Origin of the sequence: Nostoc sp. UIC 10630, from assembly GCF_010747425.1 — a bacterium.
GTDB lineage: Bacteria > Cyanobacteriota > Cyanobacteriia > Cyanobacteriales > Nostocaceae > Nostoc.
On the sequence record NZ_JAAGOG010000090.1, the window covers coordinates 17,624 to 30,709 of the forward strand.

General features: G+C 45.5%; 14 protein-coding genes. 7 read left to right on the forward strand and 7 right to left on the reverse strand.

What is annotated here, in order from left to right; translation table 11 throughout:
• Positions 1-80: 80 nt before the first annotated feature.
• The 3 genes from G1O98_RS20305 to G1O98_RS20315 all read right to left on the reverse strand — a co-directional run bounded on the left by G1O98_RS20305 (position 81) and on the right by G1O98_RS20315 (position 4,918).
• Positions 81-548, reverse strand: coding sequence for a hypothetical protein (locus G1O98_RS20305; RefSeq protein ID WP_243458492.1), 468 nt, complete (start codon positions 546-548; stop codon positions 81-83).
• A gap of 173 nt (positions 549-721) precedes the next feature.
• The gene (locus G1O98_RS20310; RefSeq protein WP_345940571.1) at positions 722-3,631 is read right to left on the reverse strand and encodes a cadherin-like domain-containing protein; all 2,910 of its coding nucleotides are present in this window, start codon (positions 3,629-3,631) and stop codon (positions 722-724) included.
• A gap of 192 nt (positions 3,632-3,823) precedes the next feature.
• On the reverse strand, positions 3,824-4,918 hold the full coding sequence (locus G1O98_RS20315; RefSeq protein WP_163931036.1) for a TIGR03032 family protein: 1,095 nt from the start codon (positions 4,916-4,918) through the stop codon (positions 3,824-3,826).
• A 606-nt stretch (positions 4,919-5,524) separates the two neighbouring features.
• Here G1O98_RS20315 and G1O98_RS41155 point away from each other — a divergent pair.
• Positions 5,525-5,758: an adenylyl-sulfate kinase gene (locus tag G1O98_RS41155; RefSeq protein WP_322745408.1), complete on the forward strand. Its 234-nt coding sequence runs from the start codon at positions 5,525-5,527 to the stop codon at positions 5,756-5,758.
• 17 nt (positions 5,759-5,775) lie between these two features.
• On the forward strand, positions 5,776-6,105 hold the full coding sequence (locus G1O98_RS41160; protein ID WP_322745409.1) for an adenylyl-sulfate kinase: 330 nt from the start codon (positions 5,776-5,778) through the stop codon (positions 6,103-6,105).
• 81 nt (positions 6,106-6,186) lie between these two features.
• Here G1O98_RS41160 and G1O98_RS39020 read toward each other — a convergent pair whose 3' ends face one another.
• From G1O98_RS39020 to G1O98_RS20340, 4 genes are all read right to left on the reverse strand, one after another.
• The gene (locus G1O98_RS39020; protein WP_175586781.1) at positions 6,187-7,404 is read right to left on the reverse strand and encodes a hypothetical protein; all 1,218 of its coding nucleotides are present in this window, start codon (positions 7,402-7,404) and stop codon (positions 6,187-6,189) included.
• Positions 7,405-7,624: 220 nt separating this feature from the next.
• Positions 7,625-9,229, reverse strand: a complete 1,605-nt coding sequence (locus G1O98_RS20330; RefSeq protein WP_163931038.1) for a hypothetical protein — start codon at positions 9,227-9,229, stop codon at positions 7,625-7,627.
• Positions 9,230-9,543: 314 nt separating this feature from the next.
• Positions 9,544-9,798 carry a helix-turn-helix transcriptional regulator gene (locus tag G1O98_RS20335; RefSeq protein WP_012413141.1) on the reverse strand — a complete coding sequence of 85 codons (255 nt, stop codon included), beginning with the start codon at positions 9,796-9,798 and terminating at the stop codon, positions 9,544-9,546.
• Between the two features lie 114 nt (positions 9,799-9,912).
• Positions 9,913-10,272 carry a hypothetical protein gene (locus tag G1O98_RS20340; RefSeq protein WP_163931040.1) on the reverse strand — a complete coding sequence of 120 codons (360 nt, stop codon included), beginning with the start codon at positions 10,270-10,272 and terminating at the stop codon, positions 9,913-9,915.
• 71 nt (positions 10,273-10,343) lie between these two features.
• On the opposite strand from G1O98_RS20340, the gene G1O98_RS20345 reads away from it, so the two are divergent.
• From G1O98_RS20345 to G1O98_RS20365, 5 genes are all read left to right on the forward strand, one after another.
• The gene (locus G1O98_RS20345; protein ID WP_163931042.1) at positions 10,344-10,910 is read left to right on the forward strand and encodes a hypothetical protein; all 567 of its coding nucleotides are present in this window, start codon (positions 10,344-10,346) and stop codon (positions 10,908-10,910) included.
• 276 nt (positions 10,911-11,186) lie between these two features.
• Entirely contained in the window at positions 11,187-11,567 is a 381-nt protein-coding gene (locus tag G1O98_RS20350) for a hypothetical protein (RefSeq protein WP_175586782.1), read from the forward strand.
• Positions 11,568-11,574: 7 nt separating this feature from the next.
• Positions 11,575-11,802 carry a hypothetical protein gene (locus G1O98_RS20355; RefSeq protein ID WP_163931044.1) on the forward strand — a complete coding sequence of 76 codons (228 nt, stop codon included), beginning with the start codon at positions 11,575-11,577 and terminating at the stop codon, positions 11,800-11,802.
• Positions 11,787-12,113, forward strand: coding sequence for a PCRF domain-containing protein (locus tag G1O98_RS20360; protein WP_163931046.1), 327 nt, complete (start codon positions 11,787-11,789; stop codon positions 12,111-12,113). The genes G1O98_RS20355 and G1O98_RS20360 overlap by 16 nt, the downstream gene beginning before the upstream one ends.
• Positions 12,114-12,163: 50 nt before the next feature.
• Positions 12,164-12,922: a hypothetical protein gene (locus G1O98_RS20365; protein ID WP_243458493.1), complete on the forward strand. Its 759-nt coding sequence runs from the start codon at positions 12,164-12,166 to the stop codon at positions 12,920-12,922.
• Positions 12,923-13,086: the final 164 nt, after the last annotated feature.

A 13,086-nucleotide genomic window follows, 5' to 3' on the forward strand; every position in this document is an offset into this window, starting at 1 on the left:
CCATCTATACAAGCAATCCCCCACTGCGGATACTTTGTCAGTAACTTCTTGATAACTATCACCAGCGCTGGATCATCATTCTAACACTCCTGCAAGAAATCCAACCCCGGATTCTGCCCCGAATTCGCCGCAACTTTCAGTTTATGCATACGCTTCGACCGTACATTTGCCCTTGCAACTATCGCCTCATGCGACCATTTCTCAGGATTTGGTACGGACGCGGCGGAACTTTCACCCTCATCAACTGCTTTGATTTCTACACCCGAAACTGAATTTTCAACTAACAACACAGCAAAGTGATCCTGTTCTACTTGCCCCTGTGTTCGATTAGCGATGGCTACGCCCGCCGCAGGCATCGCAGAATTTAATGATTTTTCATTGTGAGCCACGGGCGCGGCGGAACAAGTATCTTCATGAGGGAATATCGCTTCAACGCCACAGTCCTGCTTTTCAGCTAGCAACTGAGCAAGTTGACTTGGTGCAACATCCACAAGCGTTAGCGTCGTGCAGTCTATTACCGTAGGTAAGTCTTTTTCCAACTCTTCCACGCTTTCAAAAGTCTGAGGCGAAGCGCCCCTCAAGGACGCATGAGCCGTTTCTTCAACACGCGGATTTTAAGATCCCCCTTTAAAAATAAAGAACCCTTGTAGAGACGTAGCGCTGCTACATCTCTACATTCTTTTTCGGACGTGTCTACTCGACATTCTGTGTTTTGAGCAAACTATGCTTGCAGCACAAAATCAGATGCGGTGAGAGTTGGCGAACCAGTTAGAGTTGCAAATAGTCCACCACTGCCAAAACCAGCCGCGCTGCCATTTTGGTTGTAGAACAACTCACCATTTAAAGGATCGTAGACAATTTTTGCCATGCTAGTCGCTGCTGAACTCGTGATTTGAAAATCAGTGATGTTACTAAAACCAGTTCCGACAGCAGAAGTAATTGTACTAAAGGTAGTTTTATCCAGTACAATCTTGTCACCTTTGCCGCTTTCGAAGTCAGCGATCGCATCAACACCAACAAAGTCAGCATTACTGTTGTAAAGGAAAAGGTCAGCACCCACACCACCAACAAGAACATCATTGCCTTTGCCACCCACAACTGTATCATTACCTTTTCCACCAATGAGAATATCATCACCTTCACCGCCCCGTAATAAGTCATTTCCACTATTACCATTGATGATGTCGTTACCCCCTTGACCATTAATCACATCATTGGAGTTGTCAAAACCCGCGACGTTATTGTTAAGGTCATTGAGGAAGGTGACGGTGTTCTTGTTAAAGAGATTAGTTTGAGTGGAGTTGGCATTGAAGACATCAAAACTGTCAGTTACACTGGTCTGTCCATTAAACAGGATATTACCGAACGCTAGCCGTGAATCATTTGCTGGTAAATTATCCAGATTTTCTAATTGAAAGTTTTGCAGAGTAACTTTGCTAGAAACTACATCAGCAAAGGTGAGTTCTAAATTCTCACCATTTTGAGTTAGTTGTAGATTTCGGGCAGTTAAACCACTACCGACAAATTGCAATGTATCCAGTTGGTTAATAACCGTTGCTGATGGATTTGAGCCAATACCTATTCCAGCAAAATCAGTGATGGTGTCGTTGCCATCGCCAAGGCGGAAAACAAAAGTATCATTACCCCCATTGCCTGTGAGAATATCATTGCCCTTGCCACCAGCGATCGCGTCATTTCCGGGAGTGCCAGAGATGGTATCGTTTTGGTTAGTGCCAGTAATTTTAGTGCCAACTGCGATCGTAACCGTAGCAGTACTAGTCAGGCTACCATCGCTGATAGTGTAGTTGAAGTTGGCATTGCCACTCAAACCATTGAATGAGGTAAACACTACGAAATCATCCGCCGAGTTGCCCGGAGTGCCGTTATCATTTAGCACAGCAGTACCATTAGTTACGCCACTAACGCTAGCAATACGGAGGTTACTGTTATCGATGTCGGTATCATTAGCCAACAGGATACTAGCAAGGATAGTACTAGAAGTATTAAAACTAGCAGTCAAAGTATCATTGACGGCAATGGGTGCATCGTTGACAGGTTTAACGTTGAGGTTAAAAGTACCTGTAGTGTTGCCGCCATTGCCATCAGCAACAGTGAAAGTGAAGCTGTCAGTGCCGTTGAAATTGGCATTGGGAGTGTAGATGAAGAAGTCGTCACTGGGATTTTCTGGAGTGCTGTTGTCGTTGAGTGTTAGTGTACCGTTAGTGGGGTTAGTGAAGTTGCTAATACTTAAGGTATCGCCTTCTGCATCTGTACATCTAGGTAGGATATTGCTAGCAAGGATAGTCACGGCAGTATCTTCGTTGGTTGTAGCCAGCGTTCCAAAGCCAAAGACCACGTAGTTCTCCCCGGCACCATTCTGACCGTTGGGGGAGCCAAAGGGTGCCCCGATAATCAGGTCGGCGAAGCCGTCGCCGTTGATGTCCCCCGCACTACTGACAGGACTGCCTGAGAAGCCAATTGCATCAATGCCGTTAATTACAAAGCCGTTGCTGCCATCCAAAGATGAAAGGTTAAAACTGGCTCCAAACCTATTACTGCTGCCAAAAACCACGTAGCTCTCCCCGGCACGATTCTCACCGTTGGGGAAGGAACCAGATGCCCCGATAATCAGGTCATCAAAGCCGTCGCCGTTGATGTCCCCCGCACTGCTGACAGAACTGCCTGATAAGTCACGGTTATCAATGCCGTTAATCACAAAGCCATTGCTGCCATCCAAAGATGAAAGGTTAAGACTGGCTCCAAATCCATTACTGCTGCCAAACACCACGTAGCTCTCCCCAGCACCATTCTGACCGTTGGCGGAGGCACTTGATGCCCCGATAATCAGGTCATCGAAGCCGTCGTCGTTGATATCCCCCGCACTGCTGACAGAACCGCCTGAGAAGTCACCCTCATTAATGCCGTTAATTACAAAGCCGTTGCTGCCATCCAGGGACGAAAGGTTAAGACTGGCTCCAAACCCATTACTGCTGCCAAACACCACGTAGCTCTCCCCGGCAAAAGGCTGACCATTGGGGGAGGCATCAGCTGCCCCGATAATCAGATCATCAAAGCCGTCGTTGTTGATATCCCCTGCGCTGCTGACAGAACTGCCTGAGAAATCACGCTCATCAATGCCGTTAATTACAAAGCCGTTGCTGCCATCTAGGGACGAAAGGTTAAGACTGGCTCCAAACCCATTACTGCTGCCAAACACCACGTAGCTCTCCCCTGCCGCAGACTGACTGTTGGGGGAAGCAACATTTGCCCCGATAATCAGGTCATCGAAACCGTCGCCGTTAATATCCCCAGCACTGCTGACGGAAGTGCCTGAGCGGTCATATCTATCAATGCCGTTAATCACAAAGCCGTTGCTGCCATTAAGGGACGAGAGGTTAAAACTGGCTCCAAACTCAGTACTGCTGCCAAACACCACGTAGCTCTCCCCGGCATAATTCTGTCCGTTGGGGTCGGCGTATCTTGCCCCGATAATCAGGTCATCAAAGCCGTCGCCGTTGATGTCCCCCGCATTGCTGACAGAACCGCCTGATTGGTCACGCTCATCAATGCCGTTAATCACGAAGCCGTTGCTGCCGTTGAGGTCAGATAAATTTAAAACTGCATTCGCCATTATTGTTGATTCTCCTTGTGTTGTTTATTGAGTCTAGTAGTGTACCAACCCAAAATTGCTACGTGGAGGTAAGCAGGGGAGCAGGGGAGAGATTGTATAAGTTCTTTTCCCTCTGCCCCTCCGCTCCTCTGCTGACCACAACGCAAAGTTTCCTTGGCAGACTACTAGAAACGTGAAATTTCACCTCTAGACTCATCCCATCGTCACCATCCGCCGAATTTCATCACTCTTAAAGCCGATCGCCATTGGACGACGCACCCCTGGTAGTGCCACCACATCGTATAATTCCAGTACGGCTCCCTCTATTCGCAAGGAATGCACAATATCTCCACTCCGCAGGTCAATCACCAGCAACCCACATCGAGGTTCGACGTTTTTTTGTTGCAATTTTTCATCTAAGGGTAAACCACTAAAGGTTTTGTTGTGCCTCGGCTGAGAAATCCCCACGATCGCAAAGTTGCCATGAAATGCACAACCACGCATATATCCCGGACAAAAAGCCACGGGTTCAAAGCTGCCTCGTTCCAAATCTACGTAGCCAAAATCCCCTGTCCCAGAGTTGAGTAACCACAATTTGTCTCGATACCACCGAGGAGAATGGGGCATAGAAAGCCCCTTAATTACTATCTCGTTACTCTCCACATCAATGACGCAACCACCATCAGCCCGCCTGTCCCGCCATCCCTCCGCCGCATCTGACTGACTAACAACAGTCACATATCTGGGTTGACCATCTCGCATTGCCAACCCGTTGAAATGACACCTGTCTTCTGCTGCCAATTTACTAATAAAGGGCGGTTGCCACAGGGGAATGAAGCTATGGGTGGAACTAACTTTGGCTAAACAGCTAAATAAGGTATTGACAAATATCAGATTCTCTGATTCATTTAAGCCACCACTGGGAATTTTGCCGTTTGGGAATGGGGAATTACTCAGGGCGATATCATGAATGTCTAAGTCTCCCGTCACATAACTTATCTGGGGCAAATAAACAGCATCGTAGTTGTCGTGAACTTGTCCCGGTTGTAAGATGTTTTCAAAGCGCCACAGTTGATAAAGCGAACTCATATACAAACTGTTGCCACGGGCATACAAACCCATGCAGCGTTCAAAGGTGCGCTCGAATACTGATAGTTTGCCGCCTTGTTGCAAGCCGATGAAAAATAATTTACCTGCTTGATATGTAGTGAAAGCTAGACTGAGATTCTGTTCTAACAACCAAGGGGTGAACTGCCGTGAGGCATTTATTTCTAAGCTATTAGTTACAGTTACAGGATTTTGATTCATTTTTTCTACCAGGGAGGAGAATAAAAAATTATCCTATCCCGATGTAGGTTTTTTGCCTCTTCAATTATCTCTTAAGTAGAATCACATAAACTGCTTCACCAAATCTTGAAAATATAACTTTTTGTTAAATCTTATACATGATCACATAAACATCACATTAACTTTATTTTTTGTCTGAATATATTTTGTTTGCTGATTAAAATTGATGAATATGCATTTTTTTGTTGTTCCATAAATCATTTTGTGGTAATGACTTTTGCCAAAATTACATAAGTAAATTTTATCAATAGAAGCTCATGACACGCTCGCGTAAGCAAAAATCAAGTTCATGCAAGCTTTATATAAGGGATTTCCAAGAAATAAATTTAGGACTTATGCATCAAGCTATGAAATATAGGGGCAATTCATGAATTGCCCCTACTAATGGGATAGACCATTAGTTTTGAGATAATTGTTGAAGAAGGTAGGAGGCAGAGGGCAGAAAGAACTTTTTCTTTGGGGGGGTACAGACTCCTTTGTTAATCGGCGGTGCTGGTGCTGATACCCGCCCCCACCTAGCTCACTCGTCGGCAAACCGCTATATGATGATTATGTATTAAATTAAACATGAAACACCTTGGTGCAATTCTCTGGCTAACTGGGTTAAGTGGTGCTGGCAAAACAACGATTGCTCACAATCTAGACCAAAAACTGCAAACGCGAAGTTACCCAACAGAAATTCTAGATGGTGATATAGTTCACATCTATCTTTCACAAGGTCTAGGCTTCAGCAAACAAGACCGAGATATAAATGTGCGTCGGATTGGCTTTGGGCTAACTTACTTAGTCGTAATGGCATAATTGCGATCATTGCCGCCATCAGTCCCTATCGTCAAGTTCGAGAGGAACTCAAAAAAACTTCTACCAACTTTATCGAAATTTACGTTTATGCTCCTATAGCCGTTTGTGAATCCCTTGATGTTAAAGGACTTTACGCATTAGCTAGAGCCGGACAAATTCAACATTTTACTGGGATCTCCTACCCTTACGAAGAACCAATAAATCCAGAGATTATCTGTCAAACCGATCGATTTACTGTTGAACAATGTGTTAACCAAGTGCTTCACTATTTAGAAACTCAAGGTTTGATTATCCTGAGCGGTCAGCTACTTAAAAGTGACGGACTTTTGGTCAATGTTGAGATTTAGAGAAGAATGAAATGACATGGCACCATTGTGCGATCGCACGACTCGACCATTTTCAAGTTGTCGACGGGTACAGAATCTTTGCTACTCTTGCCACTTCACAAGCACCCTTTCCACCGCAACCAACCCCCACTGCGGAAACTTCGCCAGCAGCTTCTTGATCAAAATCTGCAAAGCAGGGTCATCATCCCAACACTCTTGCAAGAAATCAAACCCCGGATTTTCCCCCGAATTCGCTGCTACTTTCAGTTTCTGCATACGCTGTGGTCGTGCGTTTGCCCTTGCAACAATCGCCTCATGTGACCATTTTTCAGGATTTGGCACGGGCGCGGCGGAACTTTTACCCTCATGATCCACTTTCACTTCAACACTAAAGACTTGGTTTTCTCCTGACAACAAAGCTGAATTTCCCTGTTCTACTTGCCCCGGTGTTTGATTAGCGATCGCTTCCTTGTCAGAAAATTCATTTTGGGCAACGGGCGCGGCGGAACAAGTCTCTTCATGAGGGAATATCGCCTCAACACCACAGTCCTGCTTTTCAGCCAACAACGGAACAGGTTGACTCAGTGCAGCATCCACAAGCGCTAGTGTCGTGCAGTTCATTGCCACAGGCAAGTCAACTTCATTCTCTGACACGCTCTCGACAGTCTTAGGCGAAGCGCCCCCCAAGGGCGCGTGAGCCGTCTCCTCTACACGCGAATTTTCTGTAAGCGTGTCAGAAACACTCCTCACAATCTCTTTTGAAGAGTTTGTGAGGAGTTTCTGACCAGTTCGTGAGGGTTTCTGGAACGCTTGTTCTGACTGACTTTTACCTAAAATAGATGCTTCATACAAAGCACCCATTTCTTCAGAGCCAGCATCTATCTCTGAAATCTCAGCACTTGGTTCTTGTTTTTCAGCATTTAGTTCTTGTTTTTGAGAATCTGATTGCTGATTAAAAGAATTGGCTTTCTCCCAAAAGTCCCTAATTCTGCTTCCATGTAGATTTTTGACAGTCCACCTCATCGTCTCGCGGCCATCCTGAATTGACTTGTCTGGCTTGAAAATGAACAAACCACTGTCAGATAGAATTTTCTTTGCAGAGATAAAAGTACTGTACCCCAAAGCACTTGTTAGAGGCATCCACCGAGAACCGTAGGGGTCAGCCGTCCAGCATTCCTGCCACAGTTGCGTAACTGAAGGCTTTTGTTGCGATGTCCACAACATATCTTCTATTGGAATAATCACATGAAGCCTTTTATATGGGGATTGTGGTTTACTAGCAGCCTTTTTGAGCCTGGGTTTTGTAATAGTTGCGGTCATTTTACAATCTCCTATTTATGTTGACGCACGGAAATTTCCCTACAGCGATTGCAGAGTTTGGTTTGATATTTATCGGTTTAAAAAATCATCAGTACATTTGGTAGTACAACTAGCTACATTGTTATAATCGTGCTGTTGTCTACCGTTTGCGGCGGAGACACTTTTCATAGGGTGATTGCACAGTTTTTAACTAAGCAATCGCTCTAATCAACAATTTCACCTACTCTTTTTCCGGTTGCCAGAATCGCAATTCGTCTCGGAAATACCTATCAGTCTTTTTCGATTGTTCCTTCCAACAATCCCAGGCAACCACCAACTCTTCGCCCAAGTCCTCTACAACTTCACCCCTCTCCACATACAAAGTGCGGTAGAGGTCAGCGTGGGCAACGATGGAGCCGATGCCAATTGTGTCCGGTTCAGTAGATGCGTTCTGGAGAGCAGTAATTAAATCAGTTTCTTGGATGGAAAGTTCAGCCCAGTAGTCCTGTTTGATTACCTCATACTCTTGCGCCACTGCCCAATAGTCCTCCCAGCTACACCCAGGTTTTGACAGTACCCGTCTAATATCACTAACCGCCTGGGGCAACATTTCCAATTGTTCGGCTCGGTAGGCGATCGCTGATGGTGTCGGCTCACTTCCCAGAATTAGCGCTGCCGCTTCGAGTGCTTGGGTGTTGTTCATGGCGCTGGCTAAGTTCTTCAACGCCATCCCCATCAACCGTAGACATTCTTGGGCATTCTCCTTGGGCGGTTCTTGGGCTAGCGATCGCAAATCAATAGTTTTCTCCAAGGCTTGCTTTACCTGCTTGTTCAAAGCTCTAGTTGCCTGTTGGGTCATGGTATTTCCCCATTCTTGAGAAGGGCGTTGTTGTACGGCGTGTTCTAGTTCCTGAATACGTTGCTGGAGTTGTTGATTTTCAGTCTCCAACTGCCGTAGCGATTCAATCTCATCTAAACGCTGCTGCAACTGGATATTTTCTTCTTTCTGTTGTTTGAAGAGTTGTTGCAGAGATTGGATTTGCTCTTGCACTTGTTCTTCTGCTTTGACTGTGGCCTCTGTTTGCAAACCAATCCTCAATTCCTGGGAAAGTCGCTCTAACTCTTGCTGGTGTTGCTCTTTGAGTGCAGCGATCGCTTCTGTATATTCTGTGGGGTAAATGCGCTCTCTGGCGAAGGGAACGCTTGGGGTATCTAAATCAGCATTGTTGATCAACAACCTCTCACCATCAGCAAAGGTGACAATCTGCTGCCAGCGATTTGGTGCGTCTGCCTCAATGGTTCCCTCATCTCCATACCTTGGGTGTGACTGTTGTGAAACTGTGACTTTAGCGGATTTAGGAACCACTGGTTCCTCAATTTTGGGAACCATTGCTTCCTGAATAGATTGCTTTTTGCGTGGAAGTTGAGGAACCACAATATTTGCAGCAGCCGCAAAGTCTGATTCACCAGGGGACGGGTTATCTTTGAGAGCGATCGTTACAGCTTGTTTTAGTTTTTCTGGTTCCTTGACTAGCCGCAGCAGTGGACGAGCTTGGCGCTCATTTTTGATGTGTCCGCCCAACTCACCAACTGCGTCTATGACCTTTTTGACTCCTAGCAGTTGGTTGATTCGTCGGTATCCACCCCAGGCGCATAATTCACGCTGGCAGTATTCTTCAAAGTTTTTATATCCAGCTTGCAGGTAAAGCTGTTGTTCCCTCATCTGGAGAATTTCATCTACCGCTTGCCACTCGAACCTATCGATGGCGGTGAAGGTTTCCTGGATGCTGGTGTTGACAACACTATAATCGAGTGCTGTTGTTTGTTCTCTGTCTAGTGTCAGCATATCTATTGCTCACTATGGTAGATGCCTAAAAGTTGGGGTGGTGCAGCTTAACCAAAGTGAACCCAGCAGATGATTTGGGGGATTTTTCAAAAAATGTGTCAGCATTATAGTTAGCTCACTTTGTCGTTAACGGATTGAGCAGGCGATCGCTAACTTTGGACGGTGGGCGATCGCTTCTAGTTGTTGTGCTATTTATCTAAAGATAATTCCAGTAATTACTCCGATTGTTAGTTGCAAAAAATACAATTACTAAATTTATATACTAATGAGGCAATAACGTTTGCTTTATGCTAACCGCATCATTAGTAGAAAAATTATTCCATCTCTTGCACTAAAGCAGCTTTAACCTCGGCATCAAAATTTACACCAAGGGCATCAGAAAGCTTACGCAAAGTTTCACGCGGTAAAGACTTTGCATCTTCTGTTTCTATACGATAGAGGTTCCCAACACTCATACCAGCCTGGGCTGCTACCCAAGTTGGGGATAGACCCTTGGACTCTCTAATCTCTCTAATCCGAGTGCCTAGACCAGGCAAATCAACCGACAAAGTAACTTGCATTAAGTTCATAACTTCACTTCTCCATTAATGTAAGCAAATCATAGCGCTTCTTTCCTCCGTTTTCAAGCTTTACTTATTCAGCTTTACTTATTCAGTGAGACTTTACAAGTGTAACTTATTAAGCTATACTATAAAACATGGGACAAGGGAAAGCAAACTGCCTGCACCCGGACGCAATAAAGGGTTTGCACTATCTGAACTTTGACAGCAATCCAGAGTGACGGCTTGATGAGTAGTCGAGGCACTGGCACAACCAGAGAAGGCGAGGGGTACACAGCATGGAAATGGATTTGCACTGAATAAGAAATTACCGACAGGACGACGGACGGCAGTTGAAGCGTTTGAAGTTGTACACGTCGCCTGATACGCTGTATCTCCTGTTTTGGTGTTGCTCAAGTGCCACTGGCTTTGAGTCGCAAATATATGGCTACGCCAAATCTTTTTGAGAGCGTTGTGCCAAACCACAACGTTGTTTGCACACATAACAAAAGCGACCGCTACTGTCTGGTAAACCGAGCGATCGCTTTTTATCCAACTGAATGGAGATCAATATTATGACCTACATAACACATACACCGCAAGCAATCATCGATTTTTCTGTTGATGAACAAACCTTAGCCCAAGCAGAACTATACAGCCACCTCGAATCCCAAGCCGAAGCTGTAGCTCCAACCCAAGACCCTCTCACCAGCAGAGATCGCCGCATCATTGGCGAGATTATCGAAGTGGAACCCGAATCAGTTCGCACCATCTGGATAGAAGGCGGAATCACAGTATGGGTGCAGTTTGTGGAAGGGGGACGACTACCATTCGACCGCAACTGGTTCGCTACAAGAGTTGCAGAGGTTAAAGCGACACTTCCAGAAACTCCATTGGAGCGCAACGAGCGATTGAGCGATGAGCTAGAGAAAGCCTGCGCTGCTTTTGGTCTGTACCACGGGGAGATTGACTGGCTCTCGTTCAGCACCAAACTCTATCAAAACGGGCACTTTGTCGGCTTCGTCGGGTGCAATCAACAAGGATGGTACGCTCGACCCAGACAGTACGGGGTAAATCGGGTTGCTGGCAGTGCAAAAGATGTGATTGCGCTGCTGGGAGTCCGAGCGGCAGTAGCGGCGTAAGTTGCTGAAAGTGAGAAAGGCGATTGCACACCAAGACAACTGCAATCGCCAACAAGTTTAATCACTAAGCAGACACAATGATGGCACAAAATACAGCAAGTAACCCCATACTTTAAGATTCGGGTTTCGATAAGCATCAACTGAAAATTATGCGTCCTCTAGCAGATCCGAACGCACACGTGTAAGAAATCCTTATTACTGCAAGTAAGAAAAGCGATCGCTTCCCCTAGAGTTATGCGATCGCCTCTACAACGAAATTAGACAAACGAAATTATCATGGCACACACGATAAACTCATTTTCTCTTAAAGAAGCCCAGTTCGATAATTCCCAAGAGAAAATTCTCCTCTCTCCAACCGACCCCAATGCAGAGGTGCAAGAGATTCCTGGCTACAAGCTGGTTTACGCTGACGGAGCCTGCCCCAGAAACTATCGAGTGTATAAGGGCGATTCGATGATTGGGGTGATATTTCAGTACATCACCCACTGGTCTAACGGAGTGGATTCTCTAAGATACGCCCAGGCAGAAGAAGCAGCAGTTGGACTAGACGAATTTATGAAAGTGGCAGTGAAAGAAACGGGTGGGCAGGATAGACCCACCGGTGTAGGAAGGAGCAAACCTAAATTTTATCCAAATAGAACACCACAATTCATCTGATAAATCAATGGAACCGATAGAAATACTACAAGCATTCAACTCGTGTTACCAGAGGATTCAGACGATTGCCCAAGATGAAAACTGGCTTTTGTTGATTGCTGATCAAAAGATTGATCCAGAGGCAGCCACTCACTTGGGAGATGTTCTGCATTATTTGAGCGAGGCAATGGGTTGTGTCGAAGAAGTCGTTGAAATCAAATTTAATCAAAAGGCAGAAGTATGCAACCAACAATAACAATTCCACACGGTTGGAAATACCCTCGCTTCAGCTTGAGACAGCGTGCAGAACAAGGACTGATTATCGGCATCAAGTATTACCCAAGCGACAGTCTTTTAGCACATCAATATGGTGAAGGCTGGCGGTACATCATCATGCCTGATATCAATTCCATTGAAGAAGAAAATCGCTTAGAGAACGAAATCAAACTACTGACACCACAGGAATTGAGAGCAGAGATTCAAGCTGAAATAGAAAAATGTCTACGCCAACTTGAACTGCTGAAATATGAGTTAAAAACAATTCCTGGCATTTTCATAAATAGCTAAGTCGAACACTATCCAGTATCAACACAATTTTTAGCAACAACAACGCAACTATGGAAACCATCAAAATCAACAACAGTGTTTTTCTCATTCCACCCAGCCAACCGAAACTACAAGCCAATTGCGCTAAAGAATACGGTCAATTCCTTCTCGATTGTCCCCCAAAACTGACGATTCTAGAAGCACAAGCAGGAGGATATCTCAAAGGTAATAAGGCTGATTTTGCAATTGCAATCTCTCGCCCTGACCGTGCATTGACCATCAACGAGAATTTCACCAACGAGCCATTTACTGAACTCTGGGTGATTCCTGTTACTGGCGGACTCAAAGACCAGTTCAAGGGGCCAGCCTCCATGCTGCTTTCTTTCCTGATCCACCGCCGCAGTAAAGACAATTTTGCTGGACTGTACAACCACTTCGCCCATCGCGCTTTCCAGGAGTGGTGCGAGGAAGGGATGCCGGGAGATCCAAAGGAGTTCTGTTATCAGGCGATCACTTCGGTACTGAAAAACTACATTTTCTGCGCGGAGTTCCAAAAAGTGGAAGGGACGTTGGGAACGTACTGGTTTATTCAGTGGTCTTATCGCAATCCTCAGTCTGACTTTGAGAAGGATGCGCTCGAAGCGGCAGAGATGATTCGTAGTGGTGCGGAATCTGGGGCAACAGTTCACTGGGTGACGAATGAAACGTATGAACGCTGGGCTAGTAATGCTGTCACTGCACCAGCATTACCAGCAGTTTCGGAAACTGAGGCACGGCTATCTCTGCAAGGACAGAATCAGACTGTTATGCCGCAAGGTAACAAGCGGTAATTAGATACTACAACGGCGATTCACCTTTGAAACCAATTCACTAAATTTCTTAATTGCGAATTGCGAATTGCGAATTGCGAATTGGTATGAGTCGCCACTACATAATTTAGCGGTTCAAATAAGTAAATGAAAATCGGTACTGTCTCAGTTAGTTATTCGAGAAA

Bases quoted from the DNA above. Each gene is read 5' to 3' on its own strand.
- G1O98_RS20310 (WP_345940571.1), bottom strand. From the start codon at position 3,631: ATGGCGAATGCAGTTTTAAATTTATCTGACCTCAACGGCAGCAACGGC.
- G1O98_RS20315 (WP_163931036.1), bottom strand. From the start codon at position 4,918: ATGAATCAAAATCCTGTAACTGTAACTAATAGCTTAGAAATAAATGCC.
- G1O98_RS41155 (WP_322745408.1), top strand. From the start codon at position 5,525: ATGAAACACCTTGGTGCAATTCTCTGGCTAACTGGGTTAAGTGGTGCT.
- G1O98_RS39020 (WP_175586781.1), bottom strand. From the start codon at position 7,404: ATGACCGCAACTATTACAAAACCCAGGCTCAAAAAGGCTGCTAGTAAA.
- G1O98_RS20330 (WP_163931038.1), bottom strand. From the start codon at position 9,229: ATGCTGACACTAGACAGAGAACAAACAACAGCACTCGATTATAGTGTT.
- G1O98_RS20335 (WP_012413141.1), bottom strand. From the start codon at position 9,798: ATGAACTTAATGCAAGTTACTTTGTCGGTTGATTTGCCTGGTCTAGGC.
- G1O98_RS20340 (WP_163931040.1), bottom strand. From the start codon at position 10,272: ATGTGTGCAAACAACGTTGTGGTTTGGCACAACGCTCTCAAAAAGATT.
- G1O98_RS20345 (WP_163931042.1), top strand. From the start codon at position 10,344: ATGACCTACATAACACATACACCGCAAGCAATCATCGATTTTTCTGTT.
- G1O98_RS20350 (WP_175586782.1), top strand. From the start codon at position 11,187: ATGGCACACACGATAAACTCATTTTCTCTTAAAGAAGCCCAGTTCGAT.
- G1O98_RS20355 (WP_163931044.1), top strand. From the start codon at position 11,575: ATGGAACCGATAGAAATACTACAAGCATTCAACTCGTGTTACCAGAGG.
- G1O98_RS20360 (WP_163931046.1), top strand. From the start codon at position 11,787: ATGCAACCAACAATAACAATTCCACACGGTTGGAAATACCCTCGCTTC.
- G1O98_RS20365 (WP_243458493.1), top strand. From the start codon at position 12,164: ATGGAAACCATCAAAATCAACAACAGTGTTTTTCTCATTCCACCCAGC.